Raw genomic sequence first — 18,101 nt, forward strand, 5'->3', positions numbered from 1 at the left:
GGCGCCGTGAGGCTCGCCATCGTCTGGACGATCCTCCGCAAGGAGCTCGTCGAGTCGCTCCGGGATCGGCGCACGCTCGTGCGCCTCGTCGTGGTCCCGCTCCTCCTCTATCCGCTCTTCGCGCTCGCGATGAGCAAGCTCGTCGGCGTCGAGGCGGCCGCGCGCGAGGCGCGCCCGTCCAGGATCGCGGTCTGGGGGGAGCTCGCCGAGGGCCTGCAGGCGAGGCTCTCCGCGGCGGGCAAGATCGAGCTCGCGCCGTGGGCCGGCGCGCCCCCCGACGTGCGCGAGGGGCTCCTCTCCGGGGCGCTCGCGCCGCCAGCGGGGCCAGAGCCCGCGCCGGACGACGGCGAGGCGGCGCCCCCCGAGGCCGAAGCCGAGCCGCCGAGGTGGATCGAGCCGGAGAACCCCGTGCTCGCCGCGGCGCGCGCCGCCGTGAGCGAGCGCAAGGTCGACGCGGTGCTCGTGCCGTGGCCCTCGATGGGGGCCGAGCTCGGGCGCGGCGGGAAGGGCGCCGTCGCGATCTACTTCGACTCGGTCCGCGCCGACTCGGCCACGGCGGAGGCGCGCCTCGCGGGCGCGCTGCAGCGCGCCCGCAGGGCCATCGTGGCGGATCGAGAGGCGGAGCGCGGCCTGCCCGAGGGGTTCTCGCGCGCGTTCGACGTCGTGCCGCGCGACGTCGCGGCGGACAGCCGCAAGGTCGGCCAGATCCTCGGCGCGATGATGCCGATGCTGCTGATCCTGATGTCGCTCCTCGGCAGCTTCCTCCCGGCGATCGATCTGACGGCGGGCGAGAAGGAGCGCGGCACGATGCAGACGCTGCTGTGCGCGCCCGTGCGGCCCATCGAGATCATCTCGGGCAAGTTCCTGGCCGTGTGGGTCATCTCGCTGCTCACGGCGCTCGGCAACGTGGTGAGCATGTCGCTCACGGTGAGCCGGTTGCTGCCCGACGCGATGGTCGTCGGCCCCGGCACCTTCGCGCTGACGTTCGTGCTGCTCGTGCCGGTCACGCTCCTGTTCTCGGCGCTGTTCCTCGCGCTCGCCGTGTTCGCGAAGGACTTCAAGGACGGTCAGAACGCGCTCATGCCGGCGTACCTGCCGCTCTCGCTGCTCGCCGGCATCACGGCCCTGCCGGTGGTCGAGCTCAACCCGTGGACGGCCTACGCCCCGGTCCTCAACATCGCGGTGCTGATCAAGGCGCTGTTCGTCGGAGAGGCGCCGGCCGATCTCCTCTTCACGGCGCTCGTCTCCTCGGCGCTCTATGCCTGCCTCGCGCTCCTCTTCGCCGCGCGCGTCTTCGAGCGCGAGAGCGTGCTCCTCGGGGGGCACGAGCCGGCGCGCGCCGTGCTCGGCCTGGGGCGCCGGGCCGGCGGGGCGCCCTCGGCGGGCTTCTCGCTGGCGGCGTTCGCGGGCGTCCAGGTGCTCTTCTTCTATGGCAGCCTGCTCATCGCCCGCACCAGCGTGGCGGTCCAGCTCGCGGTCTCGCAGGTCGGCTTCTTCCTGGTCCCGACCCTCGCGCTGGTCGCCGGCTTCGGCTACTCGCCGCGGGCGACGCTCGGCCTCAGGCCGGCCTCGGTCCGGGGCCTCGCCGGGGCGCTGCTCCTCGGGGTCGCCGCGTGGGCCGCGATCGGCGGCACCGTCCTCCGGTGGTTCCCCGCGCCGGAGCCCTTCGCCCGAGAGCTGGGCGAGCTCGTGCTGCTCGGCGGGCAGCCGTACCCGGTCGTCCTGCTGCTCGTCGCCGTCACGCCGGCCGTCTGCGAGGAGCTCCTGTTCCGCGGCCTCGTCTACGCAGGCCTGCGCCGCGCCGGGCCCGCGGTGGCGATCGGCGTATCGGCGCTCCTCTTCGGGCTCGCGCACGGGTCGGTGTACCGGCTCTTGCCGACGTTCTCGCTCGGGCTGGCGCTCGGCTACGCGCGCCACCGCACCGGCTCCGTGCTGCCCGGAGCGCTGCTTCACGCCCTGAACAACGGGCTCGCGGTGTCGCTCCTCTATTTCAAGCCGTCATGGGCGCAAGGCCTCCTCGAAGGAGAGGTCCTGCCGTGGAGCATCACATTCGCGGGGATGGTCGTCTCGCTGGCCGGGCTGCTCCTGCTCCGGTTCTCGGCGCCGAGCGCGCCGGAACCGGAACCGGAAGGGAAGGCGAAGATGGAAGCGCGCGATCGCCGCGGGGCCGGCGCTTCCGGAAACGGCGGGGGACACGACTGAAGCTGGCGAACGCGGTGGTGGTGTGCGAGCGCGCGTGGAGGGGAATCGCGCACCAGCACCCTGGGGAGCCACGCCCGCGCTTACCGCGGCTCTGGCCGCAGCTCGAGGATCCGCACGTCGTACGGCGCGAGCTCCACGGCGTGGACCGGGGACTTGCCGCCCAGCTCCGTCAGGTGCCCTGAGGCCGCGGCGGGCTTCACGGTGAGCGGCTGATCCGCCTGGCTGACAAGGAACACGAAGCGGCGGCCATCCCGGTGGCGCAGCGTGTCGGCCGCGACGCGCGGGTCGTCCACCGTCACCGGTCGCTTCACGCCGGCGAGCTCGGCGAGCGCGTCGTAGATCCTGTAGGTCGGCTCCGGGTTGATCCGCGGGGTCGCCGCGGCGAAGTGCTCGATCGGATACGTGCAGAGCACGACGCTGCCGCTCCCGATCTTGCGCCGCAGCAGCGCCGGCCGGCCGCGCTGGTCGACCGCGACGACCTCCGCGCCCCTCGGGCGCACGGGCAGGTAAGCGCGGCTGTGCTCGGTGCCGGAGACCGGGAACGTGAGCGTCGTGCCCGCCGCGATCGTGCCGAACTGGCATTCGAAGGTGAGCTTTGCGCGATCGTCCTCGATCGGATCGATCATCCCGTAGCGCAGCTGGTGCTCGACGCCGAACATCGCGTTGAGGTGCGCGTACCACGGCCCGCGCTGCGACCCGTGCGTGCCGTGGCAGTACGACGCGTAGACGACCGCGCCGGCGGACGCGAGCCGCTCCAGGAGGTGCCATGTGGGCGCGGTCAGCTGCTTGGCCGACGGCAGCAGGTAAAGCCGGCAGTCCTCCGCGATCCCGTCCCGCTCGCGCGTCAGCCCGACCGGCAGGTCCGCCTCCTTCGCCGCGATGTAGGCCTGCCGCAGCATCGTGAACAGGTAGCTGCGGTCCTCGGCCTCCGTGAACGGGAACGCGCCTTCCAGGTACGACGGGACGATCAGCGCCGCGTCGGCCGGCTCGCGCTCACAGCCGAGGACGTCGATGTCGGAGAGCACCTTGGCGAAGCGGGCCATCTCCTCGAGCTGCGGCTTGGGGCGGCCCTCGACGGTCGTCAGCCCGAAGTGGAGCTCGAAGGGGTGGTGCCTGTAGGGATCCTGGTGGATGAGGTCGAAATCGGTGTTGTTCCAGCCGATCCACCCGGTGGCGCCGGCCAGCAGCGTGTTGTGGAGGACTTGCCGGTAGTAATGCGCGGCGTTCTCGTCGGACGCGAAGGCCGACGACACGCCGAACTCCTCCAGCACCACGGGCTTGCCGAGGAAGCCCGTGAGCTCGCAGACGAACGCCGCGCCGTAGTGCTGGCGCGCCAGGTCGTTCTCCATCCGGTACACGTGCGGGCCGAGGAAGTCGACGAGCGCGCCGAGATCGCGGACGGAGAACCCATTGTCGTTCCCCGTGACCTCGATGCCCCACGCGCCGTCGCCGATCGAGATCGGCTGGCTCGCCCCGCCGGCCCGCAGCGCCTGCACGACAAGGCTCGCCCAGCTCGTGACGTTCTCGCGGATCGAGCGCTCGCGCTCGCCATAGATCGGCATCTCGTTGGAGACGAGCCAGCCCGTCACCGCCCGGTGCCCCGCGAAGCGCCGCGCCATCTGCTCGGCGAACCAGGCCTGCCGGGCCACCATCCACACGTCGCCGTAGAGGTCGCGCCCGCGCCGCCAGGCCGGGTCCCAGTTCTCGCCGGACATGTGGCCGACGAGGAGGGTCGGGATCGTCGCGAGGCCCGCCTCGACGTGCGCCGCAAGGAAATCGGCATAACGCGCGACGCAGTCCTCGTCGATCCGGTCCGGCTCCGGCATGAAGTGCGGCCAGTAGAAGAACGACCGGGTCATGGTCAGTCCGTGATCGGCGAGCACCCGGAGCTCCTCGCGGACCACGAACGGATCGTAGCTCTGCCACATGAGCGGGCCGCCGCGCCTCGACCAGAAATTGGCCCCCAGCCAGGCGACCGCCTGTTGACGAACTGCGACTTTGGCGAAATTGCGGTGCATAGTCCTCACGTCCTGGTCATGCAGAGCGGCGCTCTCGAACACCGTCCGTCCCCCTGCTCGCGGCGCGGGCCGCGCGCTCGCTGCGCGAGCGACGGGCAGGTGACTTAATCGGTTCAGTCTACGCAACTTAATCGGTTCAGTCTACGCGCCCGTGCGGGGGGCCGGGCCCTCGCTCGGGCCAGGCCGGCTCATGCGCGGGGGGGCGGGGCGGTGCTGCCCCGCGTCGCGAGCGTCGGCGCGCTGCACTCGTCGTCGGTGACCGGCTCTCCGGCGACGAGGCGGAGGAGCAGCGCGGCGGCGCGGGAGCCGTGCTCGGCGATGTTGCGGCGCACCGCGGTGAGGGCGGGGTGGACGAGCTGGCACAGCGCCGAGTCGTCCCAGGCCACGATCGACAGGCGCTCCGGCACGGGGACGCGCATCTCGTGGGCGACCGCGAGCGCGGCCACGGCCATCACGTCGTTGTCGAAGACGATGGCTGTGGGCGGCGAGGCCTCGGCCAGGAGCCGCCGTGTGGCCTGGCCGCCTGCCTCGCCCGTGTAGTCGGCGTGGACCGTCTGCACCCGATCCAGGCGCCGCTGGCGCGCGGCTGCGGTGAACGCCTTGGTGCGGACCGCGGTGTGCACGAACTCGGCCGGGCCGGCGACCCGCGCGATCGACCGGTGGCCCAGCGCGGCCAGGTAGTCGACGACGGCCCGCATGGCGCTCGCGTCGTCGCTCCACACCGCGGGCAGCTGCCCCTTGCCCGCCGGGCCGCCGATCACCACCGCCGGGAGCTTCAGCTCCTCGATCAGTTTCACGCGCGGATCGTCGTCGCAGAGGTCGACGAGGATCACCCCGTCGACCCGCCGCTCGGCCCACCAGCGGCGGTAGGTCTCCACCTCGGCCACGCGATCCTCCGTGACCTTGAGCAGCAGCGCCTCGGCCTTCTCGGACAGCTCCGCCTCGATGCCGGAGATGAGCTGCATGAAGAACGGCTCGATGCCGAGCATGTGCGCGGGCCGGTCGATGACCAGGCCGACGGCGCCGGCGCGGCCGTCGGAGAGCGCCCGCGCCGCGTTGCTCGGCTGCCAGCCCAGCTCCGCCGCGATGGCCAGGATCCGCTCGCGCGTCGGCTCCGACACGCCGGGCCTGCCGTTCAGCGCATACGACACCGCTCCTTTGGATACCCCCGCCCGCCACGCGATGTCCGTGATCGTCGGACGCTTCACGCATCACCTCCGCTCCAGGCGACGGAGCGTGCCTGCCGTGTGAACCCGCTCCGCCGCATGGCCCCGGTGGATAGCACGACGGCCCGCTGGCGAGCCGAACGCCGCGCAGGGCCGAGCGCCGCGAGCGAGCGACGAGCCCAGCGCAGCCCCTCCCACACCGTCGCCTGGCCAGGCGAGGCGCCGTGCTGGACGGCCGCGGGGGCCCGGTCAGCGCGCCGCTGTCAAGCGGGGCGCTGTGTCCCGTGGGACTCCGCTGCTGAGTGGACGGGCCGTGTCGCGCTGTTCACGCCACCTCGAGGAGCTCGCGTTCGGTGATGCCGAGCAGGAAGAGGATGGCGTCGAGGCCGCTTGCGGAGAGGGACGTGTCGGCGGCCTCTCGCAGCTTGGGCTTTGCGCGGAACGCGACGCCGAGGCCGGCCCTTTGCAGCATCAGGAGATCGTTGGCGCCGTCGCCCACGGCGATGGTCTGATCGAGCAACACGCCTTCTGCCTGGGCGATGGTCTCGAGCAGCTCGGCCTTGCGTTGCGCGTTGACGATCGGCCCTGTGACCCGGCCGGTCAGCTGTCCGTTCGCGACCTCGAGCGCGTTCGAGTAGGCGTAGTCGATCCCGAGCCGTGCCTTCAGCGCCTCCGCTGCGATCGAGAAGCCGCCCGAGATCACCGCCGTCCGGTAGCCGAGCCGTTTCAGCACCCGGATGAGCGTCTCTGCGCCCTCGGTGATGGGGAGCTCTGCGGCGAGCTTCCGCAGCACGCCGACGTCGAGGCCGCGGAGCAGCGAGAGCCGCTGGCGGAGCGACTCGTCATAATCCATCTCCCCTTGCATTGCGCGCTCGGTGATCTTCGCCACCTCCTCCGCCACGCCCTTCGCGCGCGCCAGCTCGTCGATCACCTCGATCCGGATGAGTGTCGAGTCCATGTCCATCACGACGAGCCGCTTGCTCCGGCGGAAGAGGCCCTCGCGTTGCAGCGCGAGATCGAAGCTGTTCTGCGTCGCGAGGGCGAGGAGGGCCTGCTTGAGGGTGTCGGCCTCCTCTTCGCGCTGGAGCAGCACCTGGATCTCCACCGACGAGAGGCGTTCGACCGACAGCCGCGCGATCTTCTCGATGTTCGCGCCGTGGGCAGCGAGTGTGGAGGCCACGTCGTGCAGCGGTTTTGCGCCGAGCTCGCGGCCGATGGCTGTCACCACGTACCGGCTCCCTGGCGCGCGCCGTGGCGCGCCCCCGTCGAGCGGCTTGAAGTCGAGCGTCACGCCGAGCTCTTTCGCGGCGAACAGCAGCTCCTTGAGTCCGCTGCGTGTCTCGGGGAAGAGCGCGAGGAGCGCGAGGTTCAGGTTTCCGTGCACCACCACCTGTTCGATGTCGAGCAGCGTGGCGCCGATATCGCTGAGGATGCCCGTGAGCCGAGCGGTGATGCCGGGGTGGTCCCTGCCGGTGACGGTGACGAGTATCGGATCGGACGAGACTGCCATGCCGGAGCCCCCTTAACAGCGCCGCGCGGCAGGGTCGACGCCGATAGCTCGCTGCACGAAGCAAAACGATGCTTCACCGAAAGAGCGTTTGCCAAACCACCGCTCCCCCTCCGTGCTCCACGCCCTCCTGCTCCGCATGGCCCGCCCCGCCTGCGCGCCTGCAGCCTTCCCATCCCCCCCATCCCCCCCATCCCCCCCATCCCCCCCATCCCCCCCACCCCCCCCACCCCCCACAAAGAGCCCGCGGGGGAGGAGGCTGCGCGCGCGGGGGGGCGGTGGGCGGGCCCCACGAATCCGAGGGCCGGCCCGCCCCGCAGCCCCATCCGCGCGGTCCTCCCTCCCCCGTCCAGCCGGCAACAGCCCCCCCAAAAGGCCCGAGTTCGTGGGAGGGCCCACCGCCCCCCCGCGCGCGCAGCCTCCTCCCCCGCGGGCTCCGTCGCTATCGGTAGCGCCCGCCCCCTCGCCCCGCCGCCGCCCGTCCGCCCCCTTTGCCGCCCGCCGCCGGCCGCCCGCCCCCCTTGCCGCCCGGCCCGCGCCGGCTCGCCGGCCGCCCCGCCCGCGCCGGCTTCTCCTCGGCCGCCTCGCGCGCCGCGCCGGCGTCCCCGTCCCCCTGCTGTGCCTTGAGCTGCCGGAGCTGATCGCGCAGCCGCGCCGCCTTCTCGAACTCGAGGTTCTCCGCCGCAGCGAACATCTCCTGCCGGAGCGCGTCGATCTGGTCGACCAGGTCCACCGCGGCGCGCGCCGCATCGGCCGCGGGCTTCGCCGGGCCCTTCGGGACGGCGTAGTAGTCGCGCGTGCCCGAGGTGGGCGACAGGTCGAGGATCGCCTTCTTCACCGTGGCCGGCGTGATGCCGTGCTCCTTGTTGTACGCCTCCTGGATCGCGCGCCGCCGGTTCGTCTCGTCCATCGCGCGCTTCATCGCCTCGGTGATGCGATCGGCGTACATCACGACCTCGCCGTTCACGTTGCGTGCGGCGCGGCCGATCGTCTGGATGAGCGAGCGCGGGCTCCGGAGGAAGCCCTCCTTGTCGGCGTCGAGGATGGCGACCAGCGACACCTCGGGCAGATCGAGCCCCTCGCGCAGCAGGTTGATGCCGACCAGCACGTCGAACTCGCCGCGCCGGAGATCGCGGAGGATCTCCACGCGCTGGAGCGTGTCGACGTCCGAGTGGAGGTAGCGGACCCGGATGCCCAGCTCCGTGTAGTACTCGGTCAGATCCTCGGCCATCCGCTTGGTCAACGTGGTGACGAGCACGCGATCGCCGCGGCCGACCCGCTCCCGGATGCGCGCGAGCAGGTCGTCGACCTGACCGGACACCGGGCGGATCTGGATCTGCGGATCGATGAGCCCGGTTGGCCGGATGATCTGCTCCACGACAGAGCCGGCCGACTTCTGCAGCTCGTAGTCGCCGGGCGTCGCGCTCACGAAGAGGACCTGCGCGTAGTGTTGCTCGAACTCCTCGAACTTGAGCGGCCGGTTGTCGAGCGCGCTGGGGAGCCGGAACCCGTACTCGACGAGCGTCTCTTTCCGCGCCCGGTCGCCCCGGTACATCGCCCCGACCTGCGGGACGGTCTGGTGCGACTCGTCGATGATGAGCAGGAAGTCCTTCGGGAAATAGTCGATCAGCGTCGGCGGGGGCTCGCCGGCCTTCCGGCCCGAGAGGTGGCGCGAGTAGTTCTCGATGCCGTTGCAGAACCCCATCTGCTCCAGCATCTCGAGATCGTACATCGTGCGCTGCTCGATACGCTGCTTCTCGAGGAAGCGCACGGCCCTGTCGTAGAAGTCGATGCGCTCGCGCAGCTCCTCGCGGATCGCCTGGATCGCGAGCCTGAGCTGCTGTTGCTCGGTGACGTAGTGGGAGCCGGGGAAGACCGCGTAGCGCTCGAGCTGGCCCACCACCTTGCCGCGGACCGGGTCGACCTCCTTGATGGCCTCGATCTCGTCGCCGAAGAACTCGACCCGGATCGCGAGCGCCTCCTCGTAGGCCGGGAAAATCTCGACGACATCGCCGCGGACGCGGAACGTCCCGCGGTGGAAATCGACGTCGTTCCGCGTGTACTGGATGTCGACGAGCCGCCGCAGGAGCTCGTCGCGGCGGATCTCGGTGCCGCGCTCGAGCTTGATCAGGAGCCCGTGGTAGCTCTCGGCCGAGCCGATGCCGTAGATGCAGCTCACGGAGGCGACGATGATCACGTCCGGCCGCGAGAGCAGCGCGTGCGTCGCCGCGTGGCGCATGCGGTCGATCGCGTCGTTGATGATCGCGTCCTTCTCGATGAAGGTGTCGCTCGTCGGGACGTAGGCTTCGGGCTGGTAGTAGTCGTAGTAGCTGACGAAGTAGTGGACGGCGTTGTTGGGGAAGAGCTCCCGCATCTCGCCGTAGAGCTGGGCCGCCAGCGTCTTGTTCGGCGCCATGATGAGGGTCGGCTTTTGCAGCTTTTCGATCACCTTGGCGGCGGTGAACGTCTTGCCGCTGCCCGTGACGCCGAGGAGGACCTGGAAGGCCTCGCCCTGCTCGAAAGCGGAGCAGATCTCCTGGAGCGCGCGAGGCTGGTCACCGCACGGCTTGAATTCGGAGACGAGCTCGAAGTGTGTGGGCATGGAGCGGAGGACCCTAGTGCGGCGAGGCGCTCCTCGCAACCTCCGCGGCCGTCAGGGCCGGAGGGCGGGGCGGCCTCGCCGGCAAGGCGTGGTCTCGTCCGGCTTCGTCCGGCTTCGTCGGTCTTCCAACTATCGGCAACCATTGGCAACCATCGGCCGAGCGGAAATTGTCGACCCACTGTCGTTCACCTGGAACGAGGGCGCCCCACGTCGTCCCGCGCGCCTCCGTCCGGCGCACGCTCGTCCCCGCTTCGCCGCATGCGCCGCACCTCGCCGCGCGCTCGTTGCACCCCAGAGCGGGCTCCGCGCGCTCGTTGCACCCCAGAGCGGGCTCCGCGCGCTCGTTGCATGACGCGCGCTCCGTACGCGCGCGCTGTGCTCGCTGCCCATGCGGCCGGGCCGAGCCGAGAGCGCTTGACGTCGGCGCGGGGCCATAGGATTCTAGGTGCTGTCGCGTCGTGGTGACGTGAGCCGAACGCGGAGGTCAGGTCATGAGTGCCAACACATCGCACACCCATTGCGCCGCCGCCGTCGTTTCCGCCGCGGCCGGCTGAGCTCGTCTCCACGTCTCCGCGACGTCGCCCGCGTGCCCTGAGGGGCGCGTGTGTGCCCTGAGCGCGTGCCCCTCCCAGGGATCTGCCCTGGCCGGGTGTGCCTTCTGGCGTGACGTCCTGATCGATCGACGAGCTCCGCTCCGCGGCGGCCCCGCGCGTGGAATGGCCGGCGCGTGCGCGCTTGTGCGCCGCCGCGCCCTGTCCGTCGATCGCCGCGCGCCGAAGCTCGGGCGCGGCCGAACGCCATGGAGCGCTCGTCCGTCATGCAAACTCGCCTCGATTCTCTCGTTGATCCGTCTTCGCAGCACGAAATGCAGCCCGATCTGGTCGGGCTTGGATGGACTCCCTTCTTCGCGAGCCAGCTCGCCTGTCTCAAGGATGCCGTGCAGCCTGCGCGCGTCGTCCTCGCCTCCGCGTCCAGGCACCACGTTCAGACGGCGGATGGCCCGCGCATCGCGGTGGTCAGCGGTCGCCTCGCGCACGAGGCAGCCGACCGCGCGGCGCTCCCCACCGTCGGTGACTGGGTGGGCCTCAGGCCGGGCGACGGCGCTGGGCCTTCGTACATCGTGCACACGTTCGCGCGGAGCACGTGCCTGCGCCGCAAGGCCGCGGGGCCCACGGTGGAGGCCCAGGTGCTCGCGGCCAACATCGACAAGGTGTTCATCGTCACGTCGCTGAACGCCGACTTCAACCTGCGCCGCATCGAGCGTTACATCGACGCCGTCCTCGACAGCGGCGCTCGCCCGGTCCTCGTGCTCAACAAGGCCGATGTCTGCCCGGATCCGGAGCGGTACATCGACGCGGCGCGGGATGTCGCCCCTGCCGCGCCGATCGCGCTCGTCAGCGCGCTCTCCGGTGCCGGCCTCGACGCGCTTCGCGCCGAGATCGGGGCAGGGGAGACCATCGCCCTCGTCGGCTCGTCCGGCGTGGGGAAGTCCGCGCTCAGCAATCGCCTGCTCGGCGCGGAGGTCCAGCTCGAGGGCGCGATCCGGGCGTCGGATGAGCGTGGCCGCCACACGACGGCTCACCGGGAGCTGTTCCTGATCCCTGGAGGTGGCCTCCTCATCGACACGCCGGGCATACGGGAGCTCGGCGTCTGGTCCGCGGGCGGCAGCGCCCCGGCCGGCTTCGACGACGTCGAGGCCCACGCCGCGGCCTGCCGTTTCCGGGACTGCGCGCACGACGGCGAGCCCGGTTGCGCGGTGCTCCGTGCCATCAAGGACGGCGACCTCGATCCCGAGCGTCTCGGCGCCTACCTCAAGCTGGGTGCGGAGCGCCGCTACCTCGCCGGCCAGCAGGACGTGCGCGCGAAAATCGAGGAGAAGCGGCGCTGGAAGCAGATCTCGAAGCAGATGCGCGCCAATCCGAAGCGATAAGCGGAGCCGCCCTCCCGCCCCCGCGGCCAGACCCCAGCGTCCCCGCCACGCCGCGTAGACACCCCCAGTAAATCCCCCGCATCCTCCCCCCGCCCCCGCCCGCCTGCGCGCCCCCTCGAAACCGCTCTTCCCATCCCTCGGAAAGAGCCCTCGGGAGGGGGTGTCGCGCGCGGGGCCGGCGGGGGAAGGGCCCCACGAACCCGAGCGCCGGCCCGCATCGAAGCCACTCGCCCTTGGTTCTCCCTCCCCCGTTCAGCCGGCCATAGCCACCACAAGGCGCGAGTTCGTGGGAAGGGCCCCCCGTCGGCCCCGCGCGCGACACCCCCTCCCGAGGGCTCCCCCGCGTCCCGGGAAGCCCTCTCTGTCCCGTGTCCCGTGTCCCGTCAGATCCCGTATTGCCGGAGCTTCTTGTGGAGCCCCTCGCGCGTGATCCCGAGCGACTTGGCCGCGTTGGTCTTGTTGTTGTTGTGCCCGCGCAGCGCTTCCAGGAGGAAGAACTTCTCGACCGCGTCCATCATCTCCTTGAGCGACCCTTTCGGCGTCCCCGCCCGCGCGATGAGCCCCTCGACCTGCCGGATCCTCGGCGAGAGCAGCTCCGGCGTCCCGAACGCCCCCGGCTCCAGCTGGATGACGATCCGCTGCACCTCGTTCTGGAGCTCCCGGACGTTGCCCGGCCAGTCGTACGCGACCATGAGCTCCATCGCCTGCTGGCTGAACCCGCCGCACGGCTTGCCGATCTCGTCCGCGTAGCGCTCCAGGAAGTGCGTAGCGAGCAGCGAGATGTCGTCGCGCCGCTCTCGCAGCGGCGGCAGGCGGATCGGGAAGACCTTGAGGCGGTAGTAGAGGTCCTCGCGGAACCGCCCCTTGGCCACCTCGTCCTCGAGGTTCCGGTTCGTCGCGGCGACGATGCGCACGTTGACGTGCTTCGGGCTCGTCGCGCCCACGGGCCGGATCTCGCCCTCCTGGAGCGCCCGGAGGAGCTTCGATTGCAGCGACAGCGGCGTCTCGGTGATCTCGTCGAGGAAGAGCGTGCCCCCGTCGGCGATCTCGAACAGCCCCTTCTTCTCCTCGGTGGCGCCCGTGAAGGACCCCTTCTTGTGCCCGAACAGCTCGCTCTCCAGGAGGCTCTCGGCCAGCGCCGCGCAGTTCTGCGCGACGAACAGCTTGTCGCGGCGGCGGGAGCGGTAGTGGACGGCGGCGGCGATGAGCTCCTTGCCCGTGCCCGTCTCGCCCTCGATCAGCACCGTCACGCGCGTGTCGACGACCTTGTCGAGCTGCCCGATGACCTTGCGCATCGCGTCGCTGTTGCCGATGATGTCGACCGCGCCCCCGCTGCCGCCCCGGCGGCGCTCCTCGCGCCCCTTGAGGAAGCTGTTCTCCTTCTGGAGCCGCTCCTCGGCGAGCACGAGCCGCTTGATGAGCCGGGCGTTCGCCACGGCGAGCGAGGCGTTGGCGGCCAGCACGAGGAGCGTCTCCAGGTCGCCGGCGTTCAGCATCCCGGGCACGCTCCGGTTGTCGGCCTGGAGCACGCCGATGATCTCCTCGCCCTTCCAGAGCGGGACGGCGAGCGTGCTGCGGATCGAGGCGCCCATCAGCGACTCGGACTGCCCGACCTCGATCGGCGCGTCGGCGGCGAGAACGGCCGCCCGCTCCTTGATCACCTTCCGGTACACGCTGCGCGTGATCGGGACCGGCCCTGCAGGCGGCCCCCCTTTGCCCGACGCGGACCGGACCCGCGTCAGCACCGGCACGAACGCCGCCGGCGCCGCGCCCGGCTCCTGATCGTCGTCGCGCAGCACCACCGTGACGTGGGTCGAGCTCGGCACGAGCGCGAGCACCGCGTCGGCGATCTCGGCGAGCACCTCGTCGAGATCGGTCGCCGCGCCGATGCGCTTCTGCGCCGCGTACATCGCCGACAGCGCGCTCGGGTCGCGCTCGATCTTCGCCTCGGCAGGCTCGATCTCGTCGAGGCGGCGGATCGAGACGACCCGCGCGTCGTCGGCCTCCTCCGGGATCTTCACCACCATCCGGGTGACCGCGTCCCCGGAGCCGAGCTCGATGACGTCCCCCGTCTGGAGGGCGAGCGCGCTGCGCCCCGCGCCGAGCTCCAGCCGCTCGCCTCGCCGCGTCACGCTCGTGCCGTTCGTCGAGCGCAGATCCTCGAGGATCACCCCGTCGGCGCCGCTCACGATGCGCGCGTGCGCCCCGGAGACGTGGCGATCGTCGAGGACGACGCGGTTGTCCGACGAGCGCCCGAGCGTGATCAGCTCGCCCTGGAGCTCGAAGGTGCGCCCGGCAGCGAGACCCTGGGTTACCTCGAGCACGATCATGGTTCGTTCTTCAGCCGGAAAGACCCCGTGACAAGGGCCGGAGTAAACCGTCAAGACGGCGGAGACGCCAGGAAAAATCAGGAGCCAGGCGCGTCAGTGAAGCTCGCGCAAGCTTCGCGCGAGCTTCGCGTGAAGCTCGCGCAAGCATCGCGCCCAGGCGGCGCCAATCAAGGAAAATCTGGATCCAGGTGATGTGCCCGCATGCGCGCTCCAGGCGCTCCAGGCGCCCCGACCGCGGACGGGGCGCACTGCGCTGCGGCGGTCACTGCGCGCGGGCGGTGAGGCGGTAGATGACCGTCTTGAAGGGCGCGTTGCCGGCGATCTTCTCGGGATCCTTCGAGGCCTCGCCCTCGTCGACGATCTTCTGCAGCTTGGTCGCGACCTCGGCGTCGCCCTTCGGCGAGAGGGCGTCGATGACCGAGACCGAGACGAAGCGGACGGCCGCGTTCGAGACCTTCGGCATCGCGTCGATGATCTGCTGCCGGACCTCGGGGGTGCCGAGCACGCCCGCCATGTAGGCGGACTTGATCCCCTGGAACTGCGTCTCCTTCGCCTGCGACGCCGGCTCGCCGAGCTTGCCGACGTAACACTCGAGCTTGGTGCCGCAGGCCCCGAGCAGCTCCTTCGCGATCTTGATCTCCTTCTCCATCGACTTGCCGACCGTGCCGCCGCCGCTCGTGCGGGTGCCCGCGAGCCGGTCGACGTCGGCGATCTGGTCGGGCTTCATCAGCTTGAGCGCCGTCTGCAGCGAGACGTCGCGGATCTGCGCGACGTCGTCCTCCTCGCCGCGCGCCTCGAGGCCGGTCTTCACGAGCCACGGCACGAGGCTCGCGTCGAAGAAGTTGCTCGCCGCCTCGGCGAGCATCACCCGCGCGTTGATGCCGGCCGGCGGCATCTCGAGCCCCGCGGGCGTCTTCTCGTAGGCCGCCTGGAAGGCCGCGAGGGTCTCCGGCGTCCTCGGCACCTTGGTCAGCTCGCGCGCGATGATGGCGCGCGGCACGTCCTCGGCCTTCCCGAGCGCGGCGAGCAGCGGCTGCGACGACTCCTGCCGGCCGATCGTCGCCAGGACGAGCGCGGCCGCAGCGACGTGGGCGGTCTCCGCGGCCTTCTTCTGCTCCGCGTTCGCCTTGTCGCCGCCGGCGCCCTTCAGGTTCTCGACCTTCGAGTACTCGACGAGCTCCTTCTGATCGCCCTGGAGCAGCGCGATCGTCGGCTGGATCGCGGGCTTGCCGATCTTCGTGAGCGCCAGGATGGCCGTCGTGGCCGCGTCGGCCTTGAACGGCGACAGCACCACCTTGAGCAGCGGCACGACCGCCTTCTCGCTGCGCTGCCACCCGAGCAGCTCCGCGGCGGTGATCTGCCAGAACAGCTCGTTCCGCATCGTGCCGACGTCCTTCGGGTCGTTGATCGGGCGCCCGATCATCGTGATGAGCCCGTCTTCCCAGGACTTGCTGTTGATGTCGACCATCGCGTCGTGCACGTCGCGCGAGATCGTCGAGCCCTTGGGCTTGCCGTGCTGGAGCTTCGAGAAGACGGCCATGAGCGGCTCGGCGGCCTTCTCCGACTTCATCGCGCCGAGGCCGCGCACGGCCCAGCGGACGTCCTCCTCGGTGGACTCGGGCTTGTAGTCCTTGAGCGCCTTGATGAGGCAGGCCTCGCCGCGCGGGTCCCTCGTGTCGGAGATGAACTTGATGAGCTTGGAGTTCGTGCGCTCGTCGAGATCGCCGGCCACGCACTTCTGCGTCATCGGCTCGATGATCTTGTCGAGGAGCGGCTTCACGGTCGGGCCGTTCCGGTCCTTGTTGTCACGCGTCATCGCGTCTTCGAAGAACTGGACGAGCCGGTTGACGGAGGCGGTGAGCGTGGCCGGGTCGTCGAGCCGCTTGACGTGCGTCTCGGGGTCGTTCTCGTCGCCGCATCCGACGATGACGCCTGCGGAGAGCGCCATCGACGACGCGGTGGCGGCCCCCAGGAGGAGCGAGCGAAGGAGCGGCAGGATGCTGCGTGCTGAGCGGGACATGGTGTTTCCTCCGGGACCTCGGTGATGCTGCCGGCCTGACCTCGCCGTCGCACGGCGCGCTTCAGGAGAGGCGGTCAGCGGCTAGCCTTCGTTAGCCTGAGGGGACGAAAGTGGACAAAAACAGCGCGCGGCAGGGGGCGCGGCCCCCCTTCGGCCACGACGTGGCGCCGCTCCGCCATGGAAACGGCGAAGCCGACGCTATTCGCCGCCAGAGAACGTGTCAACGCGAGCGCGGCGCCGAGACGAGCCGGCGGATCCCCGTGGCGAAGAGCCGGTCGGGGATGACACGGCGCAGCGCGACGAGCGCGCGTGCGTCCCGGCCGACGAGGGTCCTGAAAGGCGGCGATGCGTCGTCGATGAGGCGGAGGATCGCGGCCGCGACCGGGGCGGGCGGCGGCGCCTTGGCGGCGTCCTTCAGGACGATCTGCTCGATCGCCCTGGTCATCGCGCCGTAAGGGCCGTCGAGCGAGACGTGGGCGCCGCGACGCTGGTTTTCATAGAAAATTTCGGTCTTGAAGGTGCCGGGCTCGACGAGGCAGACGTGGACGCCGAACGGGGCGACCTCCCAGCGCAGCGCCTCGCTGAAGCCCTCGACGGCGTGCTTCGTCGCCGCGTAGGCGCTCACGCCGGGGAGGCCGACGAGCCCGGAGAGGCTCGAGACGTTGACGATGCGGCCGCGCCCCGCGCCGCGCATCGCGGGGAGCACCGCGCGCGTCACGGCCATCAGCCCGAAGACGTTGGTCTCGAACTGCGCCCGGACGTCGCCGTCCGCCTGCTCCTCGAAGGCGCCGCCGACCGCGATGCCGGCGTTGTTGACGAGGGCATAGGCGGGGCCGTGCTTCTCGAGGATCTCCCGGACCCTGTCGGGCGCGCTCGCCGCGGCGACGTCGAGCTGCTCGATCTCGAGCGTGACGCCCCGCGCGCCGGCGGCGGCGAGGAGCGCGCCCGCCTTCTCGGGGCGGCGCATCGTGGCGATGACCCGGTGGCCCGCGGCCGCGCACGCGACCGCGGTCGCGAGGCCGATGCCGCTCGAGGAGCCGGTGACGAGGACGAGGTGACCCATGGCGAAGGGGCGCGAGTATAGGCGAAGCGCGACGCGGCGGGGGAGCGCGGGGCGCGGCATGTGCGGCGCGTGCGCCGCGTCGAACCGCCGCCGCCGCCGCCGGGGCGGGCGCTCAGCCGATGATCATCGCCTCGCTGAGGAGCCGGCCCTCCCTGAAGCGCCGCAGGTTCCAGCGGTCGAACAGGGGGAGGGAGGCGCCCTCGGCGATGTGCTGCGCGAGGAGCTTGCCCATGACGGGCGCGATCATGAAGCCGTGCCCCATGAACCCGGAGGCCTGGTAGAAGTGCTCGACCTCGTCGACCCCGCCCACGATCGGGTTCTGATCCGGGGTGAGGTCGTAACAGCCGGCCCACTGCCGCAGCACCTTCACGCTGCCGAGGAGGGGGCACGCGGTGACGAGGGCCCGCGCGTACAGGGCGAGGAACTTGTGGCTCGACCCCATGTCGAGGCCGTCGGGGACGTCCTCGTTGGAGATGCCGCCCACGATCTCGCCGCGCATCGACTGGGAAAAATAGAGGCCGTTCGAGAGATCCGCGACGAGCGGGCCGAGCCAGGGCTTGAGCGGCTCGGTCGAGCAGATCTCGTGGCGGTGCGGGTGGTTGGGCAGCTCCACGCCGAGCATGCGCGCGATCTCGGGGCTCCACGCGCCGGCCGCGTTGACGACCTTGTTCGTCCGGATCTCGCCGCGATCGGTGACCACGGCCTCGATCCGCGCGCCCTGCGTGCGGAAGCCGAGGACGTTCGTGAAGGTGGCGATGTCGACGCCGAGCTTCTGCGCGCGCTCGGCGTAGCCCCAGACGAACGGCCACGGGAACACGACGCCGTCGTCGGGGTTGTAGCTGGCCGCCACGACGCCGTCGGTCGAGAGCTGCGGCACGATCGCGCGCGCCTCGTTGGCGGTGAGCATCCGCGTCCCGAGGCCGCACGCGTTCTGCACGGCGACGCTCTTCTCGAGCGTCCGGCGGCCCGCCTCGCTGCGCACGAGGAAGAGGTAGCCGCCCTGCCGGAACCAGATGTTGATCTTCATCTCGCGGGCGAAATCCCGGCAGATGCGGATGCTCTCCTGCATGAGCCGGATGTTGCCCTCGCTCGAGAACTGCGCCCGGACCCCGCCGCCGTTGCGCCCGCTGGCGCCGCCGCAGAGGTAACTCCGGTCGACGACGACGATGTCGGTGACGCCGTGGTGCCGCGCGAGGTTGTACGCGATCGCGAGGCCCATGATCCCCGCGCCGATGATGACGATCTCGGCCTGCCCCCGCATCG

General features: G+C 71.1%; 10 protein-coding genes. 2 read left to right on the forward strand and 8 right to left on the reverse strand.

The features are described 5' to 3' along the window. Positions 1–6 precede the first annotated feature (6 nt). Positions 7–2,202 (forward strand): ABC transporter permease subunit/CPBP intramembrane protease, encoded by a 2,196-nt coding sequence (locus WME95_RS03495; protein WP_437906992.1) that lies wholly within the window; start codon positions 7–9, stop codon positions 2,200–2,202. Between the two features lie 80 nt (positions 2,203–2,282). Here WME95_RS03495 and WME95_RS03500 read toward each other — a convergent pair whose 3' ends face one another. The 4 genes from WME95_RS03500 to uvrB form a co-directional block, all read right to left on the reverse strand. Further along, the gene (locus WME95_RS03500; RefSeq protein ID WP_437906993.1) at positions 2,283–4,220 is read right to left on the reverse strand and encodes a glycoside hydrolase 5 family protein; all 1,938 of its coding nucleotides are present in this window, start codon (positions 4,218–4,220) and stop codon (positions 2,283–2,285) included. 188 nt (positions 4,221–4,408) lie between these two features. Continuing rightward, a complete protein-coding gene (locus WME95_RS03505) occupies positions 4,409–5,428 on the reverse strand; it encodes a LacI family DNA-binding transcriptional regulator (RefSeq protein WP_012233297.1) in 1,020 nt (339 codons plus the stop codon). 283 nt (positions 5,429–5,711) lie between these two features. Continuing rightward, complete coding sequence (gene serB, locus WME95_RS03510; RefSeq protein ID WP_437549495.1) at positions 5,712–6,896, reverse strand: phosphoserine phosphatase SerB; 1,185 nt, start codon at positions 6,894–6,896, stop codon at positions 5,712–5,714. A 439-nt stretch (positions 6,897–7,335) separates the two neighbouring features. Further along, positions 7,336–9,495, reverse strand: a complete 2,160-nt coding sequence (uvrB, locus tag WME95_RS03515) for an excinuclease ABC subunit UvrB (RefSeq protein ID WP_437906994.1) — start codon at positions 9,493–9,495, stop codon at positions 7,336–7,338. Between the two features lie 865 nt (positions 9,496–10,360). Here uvrB and rsgA point away from each other — a divergent pair. Then, the gene (rsgA, locus tag WME95_RS03520) at positions 10,361–11,425 is read left to right on the forward strand and encodes a ribosome small subunit-dependent GTPase A (protein WP_437906995.1); all 1,065 of its coding nucleotides are present in this window, start codon (positions 10,361–10,363) and stop codon (positions 11,423–11,425) included. A gap of 383 nt (positions 11,426–11,808) precedes the next feature. Here the strand turns inward: rsgA and WME95_RS03525 are convergent, their stop codons facing one another. The 4 genes from WME95_RS03525 to WME95_RS03540 form a co-directional block, all read right to left on the reverse strand. Further along, the gene (locus tag WME95_RS03525; RefSeq protein WP_437549501.1) at positions 11,809–13,755 is read right to left on the reverse strand and encodes a sigma 54-interacting transcriptional regulator; all 1,947 of its coding nucleotides are present in this window, start codon (positions 13,753–13,755) and stop codon (positions 11,809–11,811) included. A 262-nt stretch (positions 13,756–14,017) separates the two neighbouring features. Continuing rightward, complete coding sequence (locus tag WME95_RS03530) at positions 14,018–15,775, reverse strand: hypothetical protein (RefSeq protein WP_437906996.1); 1,758 nt, start codon at positions 15,773–15,775, stop codon at positions 14,018–14,020. A gap of 220 nt (positions 15,776–15,995) precedes the next feature. Then, positions 15,996–16,838: an SDR family oxidoreductase gene (locus WME95_RS03535; protein ID WP_437906997.1), complete on the reverse strand. Its 843-nt coding sequence runs from the start codon at positions 16,836–16,838 to the stop codon at positions 15,996–15,998. A 112-nt stretch (positions 16,839–16,950) separates the two neighbouring features. Then, a complete protein-coding gene (locus WME95_RS03540; protein WP_437906998.1) occupies positions 16,951–18,099 on the reverse strand; it encodes an NAD(P)/FAD-dependent oxidoreductase in 1,149 nt (382 codons plus the stop codon). Between the last annotated feature and the right edge of the window lie 2 nt (positions 18,100–18,101).

This window comes from Sorangium sp. So ce327 (genome assembly GCF_051530205.1).
GTDB classification, from domain to species: Bacteria; Myxococcota_A; Polyangia; order Polyangiales; family Polyangiaceae; genus Sorangium; species Sorangium cellulosum_B.

Coding starts and splice junctions, on each gene's coding strand:
- WME95_RS03525 (WP_437549501.1), bottom strand. CDS start 13,755: ATGATCGTGCTCGAGGTAACCCAGGGTCTCGCTGCCGGGCGCACCTTC.
- uvrB (WP_437906994.1), bottom strand. CDS start 9,495: ATGCCCACACACTTCGAGCTCGTCTCCGAATTCAAGCCGTGCGGTGAC.
- WME95_RS03535 (WP_437906997.1), bottom strand. CDS start 16,838: ATGGGTCACCTCGTCCTCGTCACCGGCTCCTCGAGCGGCATCGGCCTC.
- WME95_RS03500 (WP_437906993.1), bottom strand. CDS start 4,220: ATGCACCGCAATTTCGCCAAAGTCGCAGTTCGTCAACAGGCGGTCGCC.
- rsgA (WP_437906995.1), top strand. CDS start 10,361: ATGCAGCCCGATCTGGTCGGGCTTGGATGGACTCCCTTCTTCGCGAGC.
- serB (WP_437549495.1), bottom strand. CDS start 6,896: ATGGCAGTCTCGTCCGATCCGATACTCGTCACCGTCACCGGCAGGGAC.
- WME95_RS03530 (WP_437906996.1), bottom strand. CDS start 15,775: ATGTCCCGCTCAGCACGCAGCATCCTGCCGCTCCTTCGCTCGCTCCTC.
- WME95_RS03540 (WP_437906998.1), bottom strand. CDS start 18,099: ATGCGGGGGCAGGCCGAGATCGTCATCATCGGCGCGGGGATCATGGGC.